This is a genomic window from Flavobacterium sp. FlaQc-48, from assembly GCF_044007335.1.
Taxonomy (GTDB): Bacteria; Bacteroidota; Bacteroidia; order Flavobacteriales; family Flavobacteriaceae; genus Flavobacterium.
Genome location: NZ_JBIPCR010000013.1, coordinates 1 through 21,753, shown reverse-complemented (window position 1 = coordinate 21,753; position 21,753 = coordinate 1). Strand labels below are relative to the sequence as shown.

At 32.0% G+C, this 21,753-nt stretch carries 14 protein-coding genes and 1 pseudogene; 13 read left to right on the top strand and 2 right to left on the bottom strand.

The features are described 5' to 3' along the window. The first annotated feature begins 4 nt into the window (after nt 1-4). Nucleotides 5-10,990, top strand: coding sequence for a thrombospondin type 3 repeat-containing protein (locus ACHRWY_RS18855; RefSeq protein ID WP_395356749.1), 10,986 nt, complete (start codon nt 5-7; stop codon nt 10,988-10,990). Then, complete coding sequence (locus ACHRWY_RS18850) at nt 10,987-11,502, top strand: hypothetical protein (protein ID WP_395356748.1); 516 nt, start codon at nt 10,987-10,989, stop codon at nt 11,500-11,502. Before ACHRWY_RS18855 ends, ACHRWY_RS18850 begins: the two co-directional genes overlap by 4 nt. A 136-nt stretch (nt 11,503-11,638) precedes the next feature. Here ACHRWY_RS18850 and ACHRWY_RS18845 read toward each other — a convergent pair. Continuing rightward, nucleotides 11,639-11,779: pseudogene (locus ACHRWY_RS18845) on the bottom strand (IS110 family transposase); the annotation flags it as partial. Nucleotides 11,780-12,610: 831 nt separating this feature from the next. On the opposite strand from ACHRWY_RS18845, the gene ACHRWY_RS18840 reads away from it, so the two are divergent. The 6 genes from ACHRWY_RS18840 to ACHRWY_RS18815 all read left to right on the top strand — a co-directional run bounded on the left by ACHRWY_RS18840 (nt 12,611) and on the right by ACHRWY_RS18815 (nt 17,414). Continuing rightward, nucleotides 12,611-13,405 carry a LysM peptidoglycan-binding domain-containing protein gene (locus ACHRWY_RS18840; protein ID WP_395356746.1) on the top strand — a complete coding sequence of 265 codons (795 nt, stop codon included), beginning with the start codon at nt 12,611-12,613 and terminating at the stop codon, nt 13,403-13,405. Nucleotides 13,406-13,415: 10 nt separating this feature from the next. Next, nucleotides 13,416-13,841 (top strand): hypothetical protein, encoded by a 426-nt coding sequence (locus ACHRWY_RS18835; RefSeq protein WP_395356745.1) that lies wholly within the window; start codon nt 13,416-13,418, stop codon nt 13,839-13,841. A gap of 320 nt (nt 13,842-14,161) precedes the next feature. Further along, entirely contained in the window at nt 14,162-15,298 is a 1,137-nt protein-coding gene (locus ACHRWY_RS18830; protein WP_395356897.1) for an RHS repeat-associated core domain-containing protein, read from the top strand. Further along, nucleotides 15,299-15,643, top strand: a complete 345-nt coding sequence (locus ACHRWY_RS18825) for a hypothetical protein (RefSeq protein WP_395356743.1) — start codon at nt 15,299-15,301, stop codon at nt 15,641-15,643. Nucleotides 15,644-16,163: 520 nt separating this feature from the next. Continuing rightward, on the top strand, nt 16,164-16,886 hold the full coding sequence (locus ACHRWY_RS18820; RefSeq protein WP_395356741.1) for a hypothetical protein: 723 nt from the start codon (nt 16,164-16,166) through the stop codon (nt 16,884-16,886). A gap of 189 nt (nt 16,887-17,075) precedes the next feature. Next, complete coding sequence (locus ACHRWY_RS18815) at nt 17,076-17,414, top strand: hypothetical protein (protein WP_395356739.1); 339 nt, start codon at nt 17,076-17,078, stop codon at nt 17,412-17,414. 199 nt (nt 17,415-17,613) lie between these two features. Here the strand turns inward: ACHRWY_RS18815 and ACHRWY_RS18810 are convergent, their stop codons facing one another. Further along, entirely contained in the window at nt 17,614-17,865 is a 252-nt protein-coding gene (locus ACHRWY_RS18810; RefSeq protein WP_395356738.1) for a hypothetical protein, read from the bottom strand. 485 nt (nt 17,866-18,350) lie between these two features. Between ACHRWY_RS18810 and ACHRWY_RS18805 the strand changes: the two genes are divergently transcribed. The 5 genes from ACHRWY_RS18805 to ACHRWY_RS18785 all read left to right on the top strand — a co-directional run. Then, entirely contained in the window at nt 18,351-19,193 is an 843-nt protein-coding gene (locus ACHRWY_RS18805; protein WP_395356736.1) for a toxin-antitoxin system YwqK family antitoxin, read from the top strand. Further along, nucleotides 19,193-20,404, top strand: coding sequence for a hypothetical protein (locus ACHRWY_RS18800; RefSeq protein ID WP_395356735.1), 1,212 nt, complete (start codon nt 19,193-19,195; stop codon nt 20,402-20,404). Before ACHRWY_RS18805 ends, ACHRWY_RS18800 begins: the two co-directional genes overlap by 1 nt. Next, nucleotides 20,379-20,720: a hypothetical protein gene (locus tag ACHRWY_RS18795; protein ID WP_395356733.1), complete on the top strand. Its 342-nt coding sequence runs from the start codon at nt 20,379-20,381 to the stop codon at nt 20,718-20,720. Before ACHRWY_RS18800 ends, ACHRWY_RS18795 begins: the two co-directional genes overlap by 26 nt. After that, nucleotides 20,704-21,204, top strand: coding sequence for a type II secretion system protein J (locus ACHRWY_RS18790; RefSeq protein ID WP_395356731.1), 501 nt, complete (start codon nt 20,704-20,706; stop codon nt 21,202-21,204). The genes ACHRWY_RS18795 and ACHRWY_RS18790 overlap by 17 nt, the downstream gene beginning before the upstream one ends. Next, nucleotides 21,201-21,753: type II secretion system F family protein (locus ACHRWY_RS18785; protein WP_395356729.1), on the top strand; the 553-nt coding region annotated here is incomplete at its 3' end. The genes ACHRWY_RS18790 and ACHRWY_RS18785, both read left to right, overlap by 4 nt.

Below are 21,753 nucleotides of genomic sequence, written 5' to 3'. Positions count from 1 at the left end.
ATATATGTCTATCAACAAATATTTAATAGCATTTGCATTTACTCTTATTTCATTGTTGTCATTTGCACAACAAGAAACCCATGCAGAAAACAAACTTATTGGAAATCAACTGCAAAGTCAAGATACTTTGTTTATAACTGACCCTAAGTTTGCAGATATACAAAAACAAACTGTTTTTACATCAGTAAATCCAAATATCTCTATTCATTTTGGCTTTAATGACGATAGAAGCAATGCAACAGAATATAAGAAAATCTACTCTTCTAGAATTATATTAGCCATAACCCCTTATGACAATAACAATCATAAAATAACTACTTATAAAGATGAGAATCAACTTCCTATATCAAATTTTGAGGTTACTTTAAATATAAAACACGATAATGTATCAAAAGGACTTACGTTTGATGATTATGCTGTTTATACAATTCCCGGAATTCACAAAGCTGCTATAAAGATAAAATCGATTACTTATTATAATGAAGCAGGAACAGATACTATAATCAATAATTCATTAGCTTATTTACAATTAAAATTTAGTACAGATCGTTACTACAACCTGGAGCTAAGTAGTACTAAATATAGCTCTGTACTTCCATTAAATCATCAATTCATCAAGTACAACGGAACAAATGAACCGGAGGTCAGGAATTCCAGTGATGGCGCTGATGAAATTGCAATAATTTGGCATAAAGATAAAGAAGCACCAGCTGTAGAATATGAACTTGAATGGACCTGGATTGATAATTTTGCAACAGACGGAGGTACATTACCCGCAAATCAAATTCCGTTAACTGATCAGGATTTCAGGTTAAATAGTACTAGAATTCAAACTAAAGATACACTCTATAAAATTCCACTTGTATATTCAAAAGGATATATTATTTATAGAGTAAGACCTATTGGTCGATTTTTAAACAATATTTCTAAAAATTACTACGGAAACTGGACCTCCGGTTTTATGGAATCACATAAACTCGTTAGCGAATGGTCTCATTATTTAATAATAAATCAAAATCATGAATTAGGCAAAAAAAACTGGCAGTACCAGTCTTCTTTTGCCGAGGATGGAAAGAAAAAAGAAGTAGTTAGTTATTTTGACGGTTCATTGCGAAATCGCCAAACAGTTACCAGGATAAACTCGAATAATAAAGCCGTCGTTGGCGAAGTTATCTATGATAATCAAGGTCGGGCAGCTATTGAAGTGTTACCTGTTCCGGTAGAATCTTCAGGTATACGTTTTTATCCCGATTTAAACAAAAATGAAAGCGGCACGTCTATCTTTACCCATAAAGATTTTGACTGGGAGAAAGAAGATGAAAAAATATGTGCTCCCACTCTTATTTCAGGAATGGCTATTACAAGTGGTGCCAGTAAATATTATTCTAATAATAATGTAGAAAAATCCAATTATCAGGATTTAGTACCCGTTGCAGATGCTCTTCCTTTTTCTCAAATAGAATATACACCTGACAATACCGGACGTATTAAAAGAAAAGGTGGTGTAGGTAAAGAACATCAAATTGGTACTGACCATGAGATGAGATATTTTTACGGCCATCCTGAGCAAGGAGAACTTAATCGATTATTTGGTTATAAAGTTGGTGATGCATCCTATTACAAAAAAAACATAGTTATTGATCCTAACAACCAGATTAGTGTTAGTTATTTAGATCCTCAGGGAAGAACTATTGCTACGGCATTGGCAGGAGACAATAAAGGAAATTTAATTTCTCTCTATGATGAGACAAAAGCTGGTTTACACCTAACAACAACCAAAGATCTACTGACTAATAATGACAAGTATGCTTCTGGAAAGAACAATATCATTCCAGATGGTATTCGTGTAAATACCTCCGTAAATGTAATAAAAGAGGATGTGGTAAAATTTGATTACTCGTTAACCAAAACAATTGGCAGTTACAATGATGAATGTTTAAGTAATAAATTTTATCCTTTTGTATACGATTGGACGATTACTATGACTGATGATTGCGCTAATGAATTATTACAAGAATTAGGCGATTCAAAACGTAACGCTAAAATTGGACTTGTGGACCTTAGCTCTTACGCACCAACAACTTTGTCTATTACAAAAACTTTTGACGGAAAACAACCCAAAGATGCTACGACCTTTAAATCTTTGAGTGTAGGAACTTATAATTTAAGTAAGAGATTACAGATTGACACAGATGCGTTAGACAAATATGCAGATGACTTTATTGATCAATTAAAAAAGGGTACAGCTTGTAAGCCTGCTATTACTGAATTTGAAGAAATAATTCAAACTACAGATTGTAATGTAACTTGCAGAAGCTGTGAAGAAGCTTTAGTTACCTCTAATTTAGAAAGCATTTCAGACAGAAATAGTTATATTGCGGCACTTCCTGTAAATGAAAGCGACCTTGGAAACCTAAACAACAGAGAGCCTTTTATAATTCTCGCAGAAGCAAAATACGCAACTTCTAACATACCTGACATAGGCCTTTCTCCTACAGAAATAGCCACTTATACAACCCACTATAAAAAAGAATTTAGAGCTTTACTTGCCAATTGCAGAGAGCTCTGCCAAAAACCAGTAAATCTGTGCAGTATTAATGAAGAGACTTTATTGTCAGATGTTAGCCCTAGCGGACAATATGGTTCTGTAGTTGGACTGGAAACAGTTACAGACTCAACTCAGGTTGCCCGAGATGTCGATAAATTAAGCATCTTTAACGAAAACAATCAATTATTGTACTTAGGATATACTAATGTAACAGAGCCTGAATCTGAGACTTCTCCCACACTTATAACATCCAAAATATCAAAATATAATTGGAGAAGCCCTTTTAACGGTTCTTATAAAGATGAAAACGGAGAGATTTCAAAAATTTCAATTGTAAAAAATGGAGAGGGCTATTCTCCGGCTTTAAGGCCACCTGCTAATGATAATGACATTATCCCGGTTACAGAGGATCCAACTAATGCTGATTATGCTTTTGTTGAACCTCAATATTTAAATAGTGTCAGAGATTTTCTTGCAGCATGGCAACCAAGCTGGGCAAAATCATTAATACAATACCATCCTGAATATCAATACTATGTATACAACAAAGCTATTTGTGATCAAGTAGACGCCAATGGCACCAATTCAGACGGTTTTGATGAAAAGCTAAGGGATTTAGAGTATTATGATACTGAAACTCAAACTGTGATTGATGTAAATAACACCATTTTTTCAGCAACCGGAATTCTCCCACGAATAATAAATTCACTAGGCTCAATCGATCCATTCTACATTCAGAAACATACTGCCGAGGAACAAGACGAATTTGACGCGCGAAAAAATATCCTAAAAGAGGCCCTGGAATTAAATTACGATGGACTGACTTCTGGTGCTCTAAAAATGAACATGTTGCAAACCGCTTACTATTTTGCTGCTTTTTCAAATGGCATTGCTGTTCCCGCAGATATTCAAGCAACTCTAAGTCAAAACAATAGTGCATTATTAAGTACTATTAATAGTTCTTCTAATTATTTAAAACAAAGAATCTGGTCTAACTTTAAGAGCTATTATATTGCTTTAAGAGAAAAAACACGTACGGTTTTTAGTCATATGTATGCTAATAAAAAGTTAGCTAATAATGACTGTATAGGCAACGCAGAAAGTATTAATTCTTATGCTAGTTTATTTAAAAAATACGACAAAATTACTCCTAATAATGCTTTAAAAGTTACAGAATTAATTACAAGGTCCCTGACTCCAAATGGAGCTACTTATACGGAAGCTATTTGTTCAGACGAAACAGCTCTTTTCTATAAAAATAAAGAAAGACGTTTTGTTGCAGCTGATTATGGATATAATGCGGAGTTAGATGATCAGGAAATAATGGAAAATGCAAAAGCAAAAGCCAATGCTAATTTGTTTGTTGAAACCGGAAAATGTCCTTTAGCATTAGATATGGAAACTTTCTTAAAAGGTTTAACAGATGCAAATATTCAACCAAATGGTTTGTTAGTTAATACTCCTGCATCCAGAATGCCTTACTTAACAACTGGTATATTTAACGCACAGATAAACCCTGACTTTAACTTAAGTACAGCTTCAGTGTCACCAATATTAATTGGAAAAAAATCCGGGAATGACTTAACAATAGGTTTCTACCTGGATCAAAACGCGGCAAATAGTATTGCAACTCCTATTACTCTAAAATTTGCGAACCCGGGTGCTTACAAGAATCCTTGCACTGGTAGTAGTACCCCTCCTCAATGGGAAGATATTATAAGTTTTAAAAATATTTATTATGATTTATATGATGCTGCCACTAAAACTTTTAAATTTAAAATAATAGCAACTATTCTTCGTAAAGGTACTACTGCATCATGTAGTACTCCAGATGAGATAATTGTAGAAGGTTATACGAAGGCAGCAGTAGGTGAATGTCATTTTACCGGCGGAACCGGCGTAGGTGAAACTCTTGCTTTTGAAAATTCTCAGTGTAATAAAAAAGAACTTTTTGGAGCCGGACTAAAAGAACTAATGCTTCACTTACAAGCTTCACCAGCAGGTTTGGCCTCTCAGGATATTACAAATGACAATACTTTTGTTCAGGGATATTTATATCGTTACTTTGGTATTAAGCCCGGAGATGTTGTAAAATGGGATGCCAATAATGCTACTGATTCAAGATCATTTTCAATTTTAGTAAATGATAAAAAACACCTGTCAATAGGTGCAGGAAATGGCAGAATTAGTGTAGGGACCATTACGGATCTCTTCATTCCTTCTTCAAATAGCGGAAACAGTATAACGGTAAAAACTAATAATTCTAACGGTCCTGCAATAAAATATTGGAGTATTTCTACAGGTAATCGTAAACCATTGTATTTTGCTTGTTGTGCACCTTGTGGAGAAGATGATTTTGATGGGGATGGCTATGGAGATCTTTGTGGAGAAGTTATTGTAAAACCAGATACTGATGGTGACGGAATTTATGATGACGTGGATAATTGTATAAACACCCCAAATCCAGATCAAAAAGATTCCAATCAAGATGGTATAGGAGATGCTTGTCAAGAATGTGAAAAAAAGCATATTGCAATTATATTCAGAGCTCCCCATAGCAGAATTCCGGGTGGGGCAGAACGTAATGATCATGAAAATTTACAACAAGGGGTACTTAACTTTTTAAACTTACATACTAGCCCTTCAAAACAATTTTTCTTAACTTCAGCTGACGACTGTGACGGCTGTGGATTCTTAAGGTTTCAAAGTGCACAAAAAAGTTTAGATGACACTCCATATGTAAATTCAATTGGTGCTTATGAAATTCAGTCTGACCCAACAGCAATAAGAATTCAGGATAACAGTTATTCAAATAATTTTATCAGCAATTTTAATAATATAATTCAAAATAATCAAAGCGGTGGTGCTTATGTTTCAATAACAAAAAAAGTAGATCGGGTTTTTTACATTTTATCAAGTATAGGAGAAACAAACACGTCACCATTAATAAATTCATTCTCAAACCTATACAACCCTACTACAGGAAAAGCTTCAAAACCATATTTTATATTTTTTGTTAATGATGTAGGTAACATTTTTAATAAATTTCAGCCAGTACAAATAGCAATAACTCCAATACAGTATATGACGCAAATAGGTATAATACCTATACTTGGAGAAAATTATTCCGTATTTAATTATAATGATATGTCGGGAGTAAATTTCCCTAATATAATAAGTAACTTACTGGAGACCGAGTTTCAAAAAATTCCAAAAGGAAATAATGATTGTAGTATATTAAATGCAACAGCAGCATTAACAAAAAAATCAATAAATTCTGGCTTAAGCACAAAATCAACGACCACTTTAAAAGTAGGCACACCTATTTGTAGTGCTGTATGCATACCTCAACCTGTACCACCAATAGTTTGCAGTGACAAATGGACTGAATTCAAAACTGCCCTACAACTACAAATGCCAGGTTATACAATTCCTGCTAAATTAAAAGACAACGGAACCTTTTTCTGTGAGGCTAATTATGGCTATATCAGTACAGATTATATTACTTATTTAACAAAACTCGAAGTTACATCAGCTCAGGATGCAAAATTTTTAACAATTGCTGAATTTGGTAGTACCAAACTAAAATATGGTAACACTGCTACCGCTGCTGCTGTAATTGCTTATTCTAATTATATTAAGACACAAAATCCTAATATTATTGCTGACACAGATACATGGATAGAATTTGCCAATAAATATGTTGCCAACAACGATTTTTGTGCTCCTGCAACTATGGCACCTTCATTTAGTTTAGATGTACCAGGTTCACCAGAAGATAAAACGCCATGTGAAATCTACAAAAAGGCAATAAACGATGCCAATATTCAACAGGTGTCTGAATCTTTTTATGCAGAGAAAAAAGAGGCTTTTAGACAAAATTATTTAAAAAAGGCATTAGAAGGTATAAATGAAACTTTAACACAAAAATCTACAGATAAAGAGTATCAATATACTTTATATTACTATGATCAGGCAGGAAACTTAGTTCAGACGGTTCCGCCGGAAGGAATTCAACGATTAAAACCTGCTTCTGATATCACTATTAATAATCTGAGAGAAACAAATACTCAAAAAGAAGATACATTATCTGTAAATGGTGTTAAGGTCGTTCCTTTTCATAAATTAAAAACCCAATACCGCTACAACTCTTTGAATCAGTTGGTATGGCAACAAACCCCAGATGGTGGTCAAACTCGTTTTGCTTATGATGAGTTAGGACGGATTATAGCTAGTCAGAATGCCAATCAAATTGGGAAATCCCAATTTAGTTATACATGTTATGATGCCCTTGGCCGAATTACCGAAGCGGGTCAGCTAAAAACAAAAACGGGAGTTTCTTTAACCATTAATGATAACGGGCGATTAATAGACGCAGGAGGAAATGAGATTTCTTCTGATGCTGTCGAAAAAACGATTAATTATCCATACAATATTACTGATACAACTGATCAGGTAACCAAAACCATCTATGACAATCCTGTAAAAAATACTCAAAGTTGGTTTACCTCATACGGATCTGATAACAGCCATAAGCGCGTAACAGCTGTTTTATACTTTGATACATTCGAAAGTAAGTCTGCCGTAACTTCTTATACAAATGGTATTTTCTATGATTATGATGTTCATGGCAATGTCAAAGAGCTCGTGCATCATATTAATAACAGTACTGAATTGAACAGTATGAATGTTGGTGCCAAAAAAGTAGTATATGATTATGATTTAATTAGCGGAAATGTAAATAGAGTAACGTACCAGCCAAACGACCCAAATGATCAGTTTATTCATCGTTACGAATATGATGCCGATAATAGAATCCAGCAAGTGTACACCAGTAAAGACAACATTATCTGGGAAAAAGAAGCCAACTATTTGTACTACGATCACGGTCCGTTGGCACGTGTTGAAATTGGAGATAAACAAGTTCAGGGCCTTGATTACATTTATACCTTACAAGGCTGGTTAAAAGGAGTTAACTCTGAAAAAATCGGAACTGCAAATGATGCCGGAAAAGACGGTTTAAGTGTAGCTCAGGATGCCTTTGGTTTCGCACTCAATTACTATAATGGTGATTACAAATCTCGTGTTGGCACCAGAGACAATAGTATTTTTAGCTTAAGTAAAGATCTTAATCTGGAGAAAAAAGACAACAATTTGTACAACGGGAATATCAAAGAAATGATCACTTCGTTATCAAATACGGATGCGGCACCTATTGCTACACAATACAATTATTATCGATATGACCAGTTAAACAGAATCATGGAAATGACTTCTAAGTCTGTTTTGGGAAGCACAACTGCGAACAGTTATGCCTCTAATTATAGCTATGATCGAAACGGAAATTTAAAAACTCTTTCTGCTTCAGCTCCTAAAAATGGTGTTATTACTGACATGGATCAGTTAACTTATAATTATAATTCAGGTACAAACCAATTAAGACGTGTAAACGATGCTATTGCTAATAACGTGTTTACAAATGGTGCTGCAGATGACACCTCTTTAGATATTGACAATCAAACCGCCGAAGAAAACTACGAATACGATAATATTGGTCAATTAACAAAAGACAAACAAGAAGGTATAAATATTGACTGGCGTGTAGATGGTAAAGTAAAATCAGTTACAAAAAACAACGGTACCATTATAAGTTTTGAATATGACGGTTTAGGAAACCGACTTGCAAAAACAGTAACTACACCAACCAAGATAACGACTACTTACTACGAGCGCGATGCACAAGGAAATGTTTTGAGTACTTATGAAATGATTAAACAAGGTAATTTAATCACTTATTACCTTGTAGAACAGGACATTTATGGTAGCAGCCGACTTGGTGTTGAAAAACGCCGAACAAAAATTAGCCAGTATACTGCCGCCGCACAACAACTTAAAACAAGCGCCCTAAGAAGTAAAACCGTTGCAACTGCTGAGCCTATGATGGCTCTTGCCACTGCCCCAGTTGTTACTGCACAATCAGGTTTAAACTTTGATGCCAAAACAGACAATGCTTCCTGGTTAGAAACTAATGGAAATTCTATCAATTTGTTTGATAATACAATTCAAAAAACAAAGAAAATAACCTTAAATACGCATTTAAAAATCAATGAAACTGATACTAAAGTGAAATTAGTAGCGGCTCTTCACGGAACCTTAAAAGAAGGTACATCATGGCCGTCAGATGGCTCACGATCTTATTTAAGTTCAATTTTCTTATCTGTTAAAAAGACTACAACAGGAGGTTATTTACCTTATCTATCAATAGTAAAATACAGAAGAGATCATAATTCTTATAAAAACAACTCCGGAAACAGACGTTACAGTTACAGAAATTTCAGGTATAGAACTGATTATGAAATTGTATCTCCCGCTATTCCTGAAAACGAATGGGACATAACAGCAATAGTGAAAGAAGGAGCTACAAAAGCGGCCAATTATACGGTAGAGTTAACCATAAACGGAAATATTTATACCGCTGTTGCTAAGGCAACCGTTACAGAACAAGACGGAAGCAATAAATACGAAAATAAAGCGATGAGGAATGGAGCACCAGACATTAGTATTGTCGTGCCAAAAAACACCCTTGGAGCTGCAGCTTTAATATATCGCCCAGGTGAAATTGTACCTTATGATGGCCTTAAATCAGAAATGTGTGATTTTAGTTATTCTATAGACAACGGACAACTTCCTGAAGACAAAAAAATCAATGAGTATAAATTTGATGAATTAAGTGGTATTTCTGCAGGCTCAGTTAATGGGCAATTCATGAACTTATCAGGTAATATTCCTTATTATGGTGCTACTCCGTTTACTACTGTAACATATGCTCAGACCTATTGCGGAACGAAAGATGGTGATATAGATGGTGATGGAGTCAAAGATATCGAAGACAATTGCCCATATGTATTTAATCCAAACCAAGAAGATGATGACCATGATGGCGTAGGAAACGTTTGCGATAATTGTCGCTATACACCAAATGGAATAGCACAAAAAGATCTTGCAGAAGTAGGAAATCAATTAGACACAGATGGAGATGGTGTGGGTGATGCATGTGATAATTGCAAATATAATGCTAACTTTGACCAGAAAGATAACGATGGTGACGGATATGGTGACGTCTGCGATAATTGCCCGGGCAAACCTAACCCTGATCAAAAAGATGACAATAAAAATGGTATAGGAGACATATGCGAAGGAGAAGCACAAGGCGAAGGCCAAAATGCTACACCGGGAGCACCAATTATAGCATATCGTTTTATAGGAGACAAACAATATGAATTATCGAACCATTTAGGTAACGTTCTTTCGGTAATTTCAGACCGTAATCTTTATCTTTACGATCATTATTCAGCTGACGTTATTAGCTATTCAGATTACTATCCTTTTGGACAGTTAGTGCCTAATAGACATGGTAGTTCTGACTCGTACCGTTACGGCTTCCAAGGGCAAGAAATGGATAACGAAATTAAAGGTGAAGGGAATTCGCTTAATTATACTTTTAGGATGCACGATCCGAGGATTGGTAGGTTTTTTGCGGTGGATCCTTTACAAGAAAATTATTCCTGGAATTCTCCTTATTCTTTCAGTTCAAATAGAGTAATCGATATGATTGAACTTGAAGGTGCGGAAACAAAAGATGCAGTTGCTTTAGGAACTATGTTAGTAACAACTGGCAATGCTGTTCAACTCTCAAACTTTACATATAATGATGCTATCGAATTGGTTTCTAGAAAATCTGAAAAAACACCTGATTTTGGTTGGATAAAATATGTTAATAGAGGTGGAATTGTTGCTTTATTATTACGTGATTATTTAAGTCCAAATGTGGGTGGAGACAAAACTGAAATTAGAGATAGCTCTATTAAGTTTAATTTTGGTGTCTTGGAAATTTCTAGAAGACTTAGTGGGACAACCTTTTTATTTGTTCCTATTAATAGTAAAGGACAAAAAGATTTGACTAAACCTTATGAGCCAAATCCAATGGAAATTTTCACTAATGACCCCTCAAAACTTAGTGATAATTATTTAGCAGGAGTGATCCAAAGAACAAATCAAGGAAACAGCACATTTTCTGATCAAAACTATTTAAAAGAAGCAATAAAAAGACATAATGTTATTAAGTCAGATGATGGAGGCTATCTAATATATGAAAATCCAGGGCATCATGATCCTAGAGGTGGTAGATTGCCTTATAATTCCACAAAAAGTGTTATTCCTTCAAATGATTTAGAATTATGGAAAAATAGTGTTTCTGATCCAGTTGATTCAGAAACTAGATGGACGAAAGAAGGTAAGGGAAGTAAAGCTGTTTATCATCGTTTTCAGTCAGATAATAATGGAGTATGGCATTGGAATGGCTCAACAAATGGTAAGGATAAAAAGGGAAATCCTAGAGAAATAAAGATAAACAATGTTCCAAATCAAATTCAAAAATTATGAAAATAGTAGGTAATAATTCTATTTTTGCCGTAGAGTATGAAGTTACTGATAAAAAAGAACTCATGGGATATGCAAGGATATGGTTTAATGGAGAGTATATAGGATCAAAAAAGGAGTTAATTTATTTAAAAAGTTACCTTTTAGAACGATTAAAACGTATCAGTGAGAAAAAAATCTTAAATATTAATAATGATAATATTATTGAAAAATACAATCTATTGGAAAATAGATTAAATGATTTAGAAGATAATGATATTCATAAATATTTAGTTTCTTTTGGAACTTTATCAGATGATTATACAATTTTTTCCTATTTGACGGATGATGATTTTATTTGTGTTATTTGGAAATTAGTTGGTGATTATCCTTGCTTTGATGATATTAATTATAATGACAGAAATGTTAAATTTTTCAAGATTTTAAAAAAAGATTATTTGATTGAATTGGAGAAAATTGAAAAAGATATATACGATTCAGTTTACCCCCCAGATAACTATGGTTTTGCCAAATAAAAATTGTTAAAATTTTCGATTATTTTTTGCGAATAATTCAATAGCTTTATGTTGTAAAAACACAATAAGTCTTGCGAAGGGGAAGAAGTTTTTTTACTTCTTTCCTTTCAAAAGAAAATTTATTATTTGTTTTGGATTAAGCTACTTTTCTTTCGTATAGCTTATTATCCCTTACACAAGCGCAAATTATGTGTACTAACTTGTTTCTAATATTATTTATTACTAGCATTTTATTTTTGCCTTGGGCTACTTTTCTTTCAAAATAATCTTTGAGTTCCCCCAGCTGGTCCGAGCAGAAATAATCACAACAGCTAGTGCGAGTGTCACACTCGTACCCACAAAGAAACTCGACAAAGTAATTAAAAAAGAAACCCCGCAAGATGCGGGGTTTTATGTTTTATAGCGGTATTTTTATTGAGCTAACTGCTGTATTTTCTTTTTGGTAATAAAGGCATCAATTAGAATTTTAATTACAGATTTATCCCGATCGCTCGGATATGCGCAACGATAGCGCGGAAATTCTTTCCGTGCCCGCAAGGATAAGCGATAAAGAGAATAAAAAAACCTCGCCAATTGGCGAGGTTTTTTTATGTTTTATACAATCGAAAACGGTTTTTGATTGTTGTTGATTTTAGGAAAGAATAAATCTTTAAAAGTAAAGTAAAAATATAGTGTTATAAAAGTGGTTAAAGCAACAAATAAAGCTGAACCAATATAAAATCCATTTGCTGAAAATTCATGTTGTAACCATGTGGGAGCAAAAATAAAAAGAGCAACAAAAAGGAAAAATAAAAATCCTGTTGCAACAATATATTTAAGGATTTTTTTTTAATTGAAAATAAAAATTGTACGAAAAATCTTTTATTTTTTTTCTTTCAATTGAATGTTTATCTTAAATGTTTTGCTATTTTTACAAGGATTGAAAATGAAAGAGAACGTTCTTACCAAAAACCAAGTACTCGCGCGAGGTAAATATTGAGCAGGCACATACTGGTATGGCTTCCAAGGTCAGGAGAAGGATGATGAGCTGAAAGGTGAAGGGAATTCTTTGAATTATTCCTTTAGGATGCATGACCCGAGGATTGGTAGGTTTTTTGCTGTTGACCCATTGTTTAGAACTTATCCTCATAATTCGCCTTATGCATTTGCCGAAAATAGAGTTATTGATGGAATTGAGTTAGAGGGATTAGAGTGGATGCCTCGAATAGGATTTATGTTTGAAAACACGAGTACTATACCAAGAGTTTCAATTGCGGAAGAGGTAGTTAACACAGGAGTTGCTAAACCAAAATGGAACGCAGAAATTACTCCATGGGAAAATTTAAGACATTTTTTTAAACATGGTAACGATATGCATAGATTAATTCAGGGTAGTAATAGATTCTCTAGATGGGTTTCTGAGTTTACAACGGAGAGCGGTAAAGGAGGTAGTAGAGTTGACTTATATAGAATTCTTTCTAAAGGAGGTCAAAGAATTGCACAATTTAAAGAAATCAAACCTAATTCTGCATTTGGAAGAAGAGTAGGACCTGGACAACTTGGAAGAGCTGTTAATGATTTTATAAAAAGTGGTAAAGCTGAAGCATTAGGTATTGATAAAATCGAACAAGGAATGATTTATTACGAACCTATAATAGCGGGGCTATATTATAATGTTCAAAAAGGAGAGACGTTATCAGAAATAGCAAATGATTTTGGGACAACTGTTAATCAACTTAAAACAATAAATAATATTAATGACCCAAATAAAATTCAAGAAGGCCAATCAATAAAATTACACCAAGATAATGTAGATGCACTTAAAACTCAGATGATGATGTATATAGAAAAATTAAAAGCAGATGAAATATATGAAGCTGAAAAACAAGAAATGATAAAACAAGGTACCTATCGTGAATTATAAGTAAAAAATTATGATGACAAGAATATTATTTAAAAATTTATCAGTTTTTGACGTTCCCGAATTCAGTTTCACTATAAAATTTCCAGAGTCTTTATGGATGTTTAGAAAAGTCACTAAAAATCAGTATTGGTTTGTTAATAAGAAAAATAATCAAGCATTGATTTTAGAATATTTCGATGATATTGTTTATAACGAAGAAATTATTAAAAACGAATTAAAGAATGTTTTTTCAGTTGCTCAAATAGGTGACTATAATTCATTAGTGAAATGCAAAAGATTTGTTGATGATGCTATATCACAATATGAATGGATAATAATAGATTCAGGAAGGAAAATTCTATTTTCATGTTCAATTTTAGATAAAAAAACTGAAAAAGAGAAAGATAATGATTATAACGAAGCTTTTTCAATTTTAAATACTTTAAAAGCTAAGTAGCCAGTAGTGTTCCTAATAAGGAATTCGTTAAAAATATTCCTGTACTTAGACAGCCAGCTCTACGAGGTGTTCTAATTAGCAAAAATGTTCTTAAAAATCTGGATGCTGTACGAATGTCTCCTGACTTCGCACCCACAATCTAAAGCAAACAAAAAAGCCACTTCATTACGGAGTGGCTTTTGGATTTTATAGAGTTGCTACATGTTTAGGGAATAGCCGTAAATGTACCTGTGGTGATATTGAATCTTTTTTCTACTATTTTAGTACCGTCACAGTAACCTAATGGAAAACCTGATCAAAAAGATGACAATAAAAATGGTATAGGAGACATATGCGAAGGAGAAGCACAAGGCGAAGGCCAAAATGCTACACCGGGAGCACCAATTATAGCATATCGTTTTATAGGAGACAAACAATATGAATTATCGAACCATTTAGGTAACGTTCTTTCGGTAATTTCAGACCGTAATCTTTATCTTTACGATCATTATTCAGCTGACGTTATTAGCTATTCAGATTACTATCCTTTTGGACAGTTAGTGCCTAGTAGACATGGCTCAAGTGATAGCTACAGATATGGATTCCAAGGACAGGAAAAGGATGATGAGATTAAAGGGGAAGGGAATTCTTTGAATTATACGTTCAGGATGCATGACCCTAGGATTGGGCGTTTCTTTGCAGTTGACCCATTAACCAAATCATATCCTCATAACTCACCTTATGCGTTCTCTGAAAATAGAATAATGGATGCTGTTGAATTAGAGGGAAAAGAAGCCTTCTTTATTCATGGAACAACAAGTAACAATAAAAGATGGCGAAATGATGATAATTCTCTAAAAGAAGGTACAAAACAATTACTAAGATTACAAAATAGCAAATATGTAAATACTGGATTTGAATGGGGTAGTATATGGAAATTTAATTATGGTAACAATTTCTTTAATGATGTTGAAGATAGAACAGAAGCAGCAGCTGAATTAGTAAATTATGTAATGGCAAAAAGAATCAAAGGTGAAGACATTACTTTAATAGCTCATAGCCATGGTGGGAATGTTGTGATTCAAGCAGCTCCACTTTTGAAAGCTGCATTAAATTCTGTTGGCGAAAAAGATATTAAAATTAATATTATCACAATTGCAACTCCTGCTGTAAATAATCCAAATAGCGTAGAGAATCCTGAAATGGCAGAAAAGATTTTTCCATCTTTAGGAAAAATAATAAACAAACATATTCATATCTATAATCCCCAAGATAAGGTTCAAACTGACCTAGCTAATAGTGTTGATGGTGAAAAGTATGAGAGATATTATAAAAATAAAGAAACCGTAAATGTTCGTTTGGATGTATTAGATGAGTACATAGGTATTACTACCGATGCACATAGTGTTGACCACGATAAGCCAGAAGTCATTAAAAAGAATATAGATAATAAAACAATTCCAAAAATCGGTAAATAAATGAGAAAGACAGCAGTAACTATTATTATCCTAGCTAATTTATATCTTCTTTATTTTTATATAATTGATATTGTTAAGTATTTTTCAAACCAATATAATTATGATGGAATGAGATATTTAATTCCTTTATTTACAGCGGATATTTTCTTTTTAGTCAGTTTAGTTTTGATGTTTTTTTCATCAATTAGAGGTAAGTATTTTTTTGGATATGTGATATTAGCTGTTGCTCATAATTTGACCATAGGCATTGGAATTGAAAACACTCCATTTGCGGGACTATTATTAGTAATTATGACAGTAATTTATATTTTTAAAATTGTACCCTCTGCAAAGAGTTCTAATTAGCGACTAATTTTCTTTTATGTGCTCTACGAAAGTCTCCTGACTTCGCACCCACAATCTTAAGCAAACGAAAAAGCCACTTCATTACGGAGTGGCTTTTAGTTAATAAGAAATACTATTATTACGGAATAGGGTAATGTTACAGATTAGTTTTTTTTACAAAATAACAGCGTAACGAACTGAAAAAGAATATAAAGTATTAATTATTGAGTATAAAAAGAGACAACCAGTTGGTCGTCTCTTCTATTTTTGAACTTTTTAAAAGCCTTAAAATACTTTTGTCTTACCTTAGTGTTTCAAATTAGGTCATGAAAATAAAATGTAATTGGATATACATTTAAAAATAAAGTAGCTTTCGAAAATGCCGGTAAATGGTCATCTGCATTGCCAAATGGAGTATTAGATGAAAATATTGGTAATATGAAATTTGATAGTAATGGAAATCCATCAACAACTTCTGAAGTTAAAAATGCTCCTAAGCCTAAAGAAAATAAGAAAAAACCAATAACGATAACTCCGTCAAATGGAAGAAAAGGTTAAATTAATTAAATTTATAATTAGATTGTTAACGTTTAGTTCGTTCTTATTATCGTGCAATGATAATAAGAATGGAACTTATAATATTGGAAATTTTGATAGCTCTAATTTACAACCTAAATTAGATTCTAAAATAAGAAGCAACTGGGATTGTGAGGGATTTTACAAAAATGATAGCTTAATAAAATTGACTTTTTTTGACAAGAGCAGTAAAGCTTTAATAAAAAAAGATTCAATAATATATAGAAACAAACTTAGATATTTTATTAACGTTTCAAATGTTAGTTTTAATTCATTAAATATTAAATTATTCAAAATTACTTTTGTACAGAAAAAACGAATCCAAAGGCATTTTTTAATCCATCAAAAAGGAAAACTTTATTTAATCTGTATTGATGAAGAAAATGGTAAATCAATTTTTATCCGTCAAAGAATTAATACAAATTTGTACAAATTAGAATTGAAAAGTGTGGAAGAATATCTTGACAACATCAATACGTTCAAAAAAAGAAAATATTATTTTTCGGATTTTAGAACATATGAAATGCTATACAAAAACAAAATTTTGATAATAAAACCATCCCATTATTTTAGCTGGGGAGTGGGAAAAGAATTCTCTAAAGAATTTCCTGAAAATTATGGGAGTTTATACTTAGATCTAGATAAAAATGATGAAATAGTATATTTAATGGATAGTAGTGCTTATTGACATGAATGTTGCGAATATGGTAGTTTTTCACAGTTAGTGATATGAGAATTTAAATTTCTAACATGTTGAAATAGAATAAATATTAACAAAAAATAATTTAAAGATGAGCAGTAATGCGGTAATGTATCAGATGTGTTGGTGATGTAAAATTAAACCCCAAAACAACAAAATTTTTTAAACGAAATTAACATGAAAAAAAAAGCAGGTTCACTAGAAGAAATAATTAGTTACGGTTTAGACACTATTGAAGACGGGAAAAGTGTGAATTTATCTTTAAAAGATTTTTTATTAGTTTATAGAACTATAGAAGAATTGAGGCGTTTTTTTCATAATAAAGACCATTATCCTGATTTAGAGACTATTCATAAATATGTTGGAAATAAAAATCATGGAATGGGAGTTATATTAAATAAAATTTATTTAGGTATTTTAGATAAAGCTATTGATTCAGATATTGAAGATTTATTAGAATCGAAATCTTTATACTGCAATCTTATTCCTTTTTATTATAATTATAAAGAAAAATAAAAAGGTCATTGAGTAAATTATTGAGAATGTAAATAAGCAATCTAAAGCAAACAACAAAAGCCACTTCTTACGGAGTGGCTTTTTTGATTTTGGAAAACCCGAAGGTTGTTTTAATTTTACTGTGCTATTAAAAAAATCCTTGATAATCTGTAAATGTGAGATGGAATAATTAACCATCAAAACATGTGATACTATTACCTTACCCATTCTTATAACCTATAAAATCATCGTTAAAAGGATTTTCTTCATTTTTAAAATTAGAGTAAAATTCATTAGAATAAATAAAATCTTTACTAAAATTATTATCCACATTATAAACTTTAGAAAAAATTAATATAGCTATAGTATGATAAATTTTTCTATCTGCCAGGTAATCAACTAACATCTCATAAATATAATTCTCTTCTTTAACCAATTTATTAGCTAAGTCAATTTGTTTTGCAATATTCATAAACCTAATCTTTAATAAGAATCACCTACTTCATTTAATAAAAAATCAGCTCTAACAAACGTACAAATTATTTTTTTTTAAAAATATGGCCAAAAAGCATATTGTCTAGCCTTAAAATAATTTTATTTTGAAGTCCATTACCTCTAATCTCCAGATATCTACTGACTCCACCCCACTACAATAATAGTACTGCTGAATATGATTCTAATATTTAGTTTTTTATTTTATCTCAACCACCACTTTTCTCTGTTTTAGGTCATAATATCTAAGACAAAAACTTAAAAAACACATAAACAGCAACAATATTTGCGAAAAACAAAAAAACAAACCAAAATGAGGAAAACCGTAAAAAAATTAGAAAAATATAAAATAGTTTTGCTTATCTGAGATAACATCTGTATGAAAAGTATTGTCCGAATGTTGTAAACAAAAACTATTTTGATAAAAAAGTATATTGCTCACATTTAAAAAATAAAGCTAGCCCCTTGAAAACATATACAATACCACGTTTTATAATTGTCTTTTTTGCATTTGCATTATTTTCCTTTGTTGATCCTTATATGATCAAGAGAATTTCGGATAAAGATTTTAGATATGAGTTTTACACCACAGACAAAAAAATCGAACCTAAAATCACAAAAACCTACTATTGGTTCAAAGGCGGACTTATACATGAAGCTCAGGGTGGTATAGCCGGTGATTTACTAAATGATAAATTTATTAAAATGTATCATAGTAATCAGTTGGCAGAACAAGGCCAGTTTAAAAATGGCTTGCGTGTAGGGGAATGGAAAACCTGGTATTCAAATGGCACATTAGCAACTACACTAAATTATCGTAAAGGTTTAAAATCAGGAAAATATTTTAGATATAATGAAATCGGCACCTTAGTCGAACACGGAAAATATTCTTCCAATCTAAAAACAGGAAGATGGACCAATACAGACACCAAAGAAATAACAACATACCGAAACGGTATTATTGTGAAACAAAAAGAAACCTTCACTAAATCTGAAAAATACAGAATTAAGCAAGAGAATATTAAATTAGAAAATGCACAGGGCGCTCAAAAAGAATTAGAAGCAACATCTGATGCCATGAAACTTGCCAGTTATAAAGCAAAAACAAAAGAAGAAAAAGCCATTGCAAGCAAAAAAGCAAAAACAGAAAAAGAAGCAAAAATCGCAAAACAAAAAATAGAAAAAGCTACAGAAAAAGCGACTAAGAAAGCAGCCAGAGAGCAAGCCAAAAATGAACCTAAAAAAGATTCAAAAGTAAAAACATTCTTTAATAATCTTTTTAAAAAGAAAGATAAAGCTCCAAAATAATGGTAAAAGCTCATAGTTTGCTATATGCCATATACATTTGTCTAATCGTTTCTATAATTTGCGGTGCATTGTTGTATTTTTCAAATTTATACAATCAGCTTAATTTATATTATAACCTACAGGAGGAACTTTATATACAAAATCAATCGGTTTTAAATTTTGCTTTAGGAAACAAAACAATACCTGCAGAAATCGATAAGGATGAAAATTCAGGTATCGAAGGTAGTTTCGAAACGAAAATTTATGGATTGTTGTCTCTTGTTTTAGCCAAATCGTACACTGCAAACGACACCGTTTCATCTGTTCATTTTGTTGGAGAGAGAAACATTGATAAAAATGCGATTTATTTAACCAATCTATCCAAATCTCTTTTTTATTCAGGAAAAGTAAAACTGATTGGAAATAATCAATTACCAAGTACTTTTATCGAAACATCTTATATCAACAATAGCTTAAACAAGCTTACTGCAGAAGGAAAAATTACAATCTCTGAATCGCAGTTACCTGAAATTAATCCCGAATTTAAAAAGATTCTTCAAGGAATAAAATCTGAAAAAATAAAACTTTCAGATGTCGAAAAACCAAAAGATTCACTGTACTACAATTCTTTTTTTAATATCACAAAAGAGATTTCTGTAAAGTCGTCTCTGGGCAATCTAATATTCAAAGGCAATTTTATATTACGATCTGAAGATTCTATTCGGGTAAAAAAAAATACCGTTCTGGAAGATGTGATTTTAATTGCTCCCAAAATAACTTTCGAAGAAGGATTTACAGGAACGGTTCAGGCATTTGCATCTAAAGGAATTGAACTTGAAGAAAAAGTTACCTTAAAATATCCATCGGTAATTTGTGTATATAATGAAAGTCCCGACGAATCAAAAATTAAAATAAAAAAGGGATGTTATATAACGGGTGCTGTTGTTTTATTTGGAAACTCACATGATTTAATAGATAAAAATACTATCGAAATAGACGAGGAAGGACTAGTTTTTGGCGATTTGTACTGCACTGGAAAATTGATGCTCAAAAGCAATGTTTACGGTTCTGTTTATACAAATCGTTTTTTTCTGAAAACCGGTGCATCATCTTACGAAAATATGATCAGTGATATTGAAATAAACACCAGTAAACGTCCGGAATATTTCATTTCAATTCCATTATTCAATACAACAACCACTACCTATGGAGTCATTAAAAAAGTGTTGTAATGTAAGAGGTAATTCTCTTCTGGAATCAGTTATTGCGTTAACCATTATTTCGGTTTGCCTGTATTTTGCCATCATGATTTTTGCATCTGTTTATACACCAAAAACATCGGCCAAATTTTATAGCACTCAAAATAAAGTCAACGAACTTTTTTATTTATCCGAATTAAAAAATGACTCGATTTCGAACGAAAATGAAAACGAAAATCTAATTATAAATGAAGAAACAATTAATAAAAATCTTAAAAAAATTTTAATAGAATATAAAGGCAGTGCACAATTTAAATTCGAAAAAAGTTTCTATGTACAAAAACCGTAATAGCGCGTCATCCTTGCCAGCTTTCTCTATAATTGAGGCTGTCGTTGGCATGGCTATAACGGCTATTATTATGGGGGTTTTGTTTGTTATTTTTTCGATTATTACCGGCAGAATGTTAGACTTTAAAAACCAAAATCAATTGGTTAATGATCTCAACAGATTAACATATAGTTTAAACAAAGATATTTTTGAAAAAGAAAAAATGACGGTGCTGGAAAATGAAATTTATTTTAATGGATATACCGGAGAAAGAGTTTCTTACCTGTTTTCAGATGACTATATTTTGAGAAACAGTGAAACATTTATTGATACTTTCAGAATCAAATTAAGACAAATAGTTGTAGATACTCTAAGAAGTAAATCGGAACAATTTGTTTTTCAGAAAGTAAAATTAAATATCGAATCAAATGAGAAAGAATTGGATTTAAAATTTTATAAAAGAGTCTATGCAAATGAATTACTAGAAAAAATGAAAAAACAATGAGTTTTGATTTAACCACATACAAAGCACCAAAAGCAGAAAAGAAGGATTTCAGGATTGAAACCGGTTCTTTTGAATTCTCTAAAAAACTTTCTGATAAAAAAAAGGAGATTTTTTACAGAGAGCTTGGTATGCTTTTAAGATCTGGCGTCGATTTTAAGAAAGCATTGGAAATTCTGAGTAATCAATCCAGTAACAAATTTGAAAAAGAACTGATCCTTCAAATCAAAGAAAAAGTGGTTGAAGGAAAAAGTATTTACGAATCAATGCGAGAAAGTAATCAATTCTCAGCTTATGAATATTATAGTATTCAGATTGGTGAAGAAACAAGAAAATTAGAAGAAGTTTTAGGTGAATTGCAAAAGTATTTCAACCGAAAAATTCAGATGAAAAGACAAATTATATCAGTCATGACCTATCCAACGATCGTGATGTTAGTGACAGTTTTAGTTTTATATTTTATGCTGAATAAAGTAGTACCAATGTTTAGTTCTGTCTTTAAACAATTTGGAAGTGAATTACCAAAAAGTACTCAAATTATCCTTAAAATAT

Coding starts and splice junctions, on each gene's coding strand:
- ACHRWY_RS18855 (WP_395356749.1), top strand. CDS start 5: ATGTCTATCAACAAATATTTAATAGCATTTGCATTTACTCTTATTTCA.
- ACHRWY_RS18850 (WP_395356748.1), top strand. CDS start 10,987: ATGAAAATAGTAGGTAATAATTCTATTTTTGCCGTAGAGTATGAAGTT.
- ACHRWY_RS18800 (WP_395356735.1), top strand. CDS start 19,193: ATGGTAAAAGCTCATAGTTTGCTATATGCCATATACATTTGTCTAATC.
- ACHRWY_RS18790 (WP_395356731.1), top strand. CDS start 20,704: ATGTACAAAAACCGTAATAGCGCGTCATCCTTGCCAGCTTTCTCTATA.
- ACHRWY_RS18795 (WP_395356733.1), top strand. CDS start 20,379: ATGGAGTCATTAAAAAAGTGTTGTAATGTAAGAGGTAATTCTCTTCTG.
- ACHRWY_RS18815 (WP_395356739.1), top strand. CDS start 17,076: ATGAAAAAAAAAGCAGGTTCACTAGAAGAAATAATTAGTTACGGTTTA.
- ACHRWY_RS18825 (WP_395356743.1), top strand. CDS start 15,299: ATGAGAAAGACAGCAGTAACTATTATTATCCTAGCTAATTTATATCTT.
- ACHRWY_RS18810 (WP_395356738.1), bottom strand. CDS start 17,865: ATGAATATTGCAAAACAAATTGACTTAGCTAATAAATTGGTTAAAGAA.
- ACHRWY_RS18820 (WP_395356741.1), top strand. CDS start 16,164: ATGGAAGAAAAGGTTAAATTAATTAAATTTATAATTAGATTGTTAACG.
- ACHRWY_RS18835 (WP_395356745.1), top strand. CDS start 13,416: ATGATGACAAGAATATTATTTAAAAATTTATCAGTTTTTGACGTTCCC.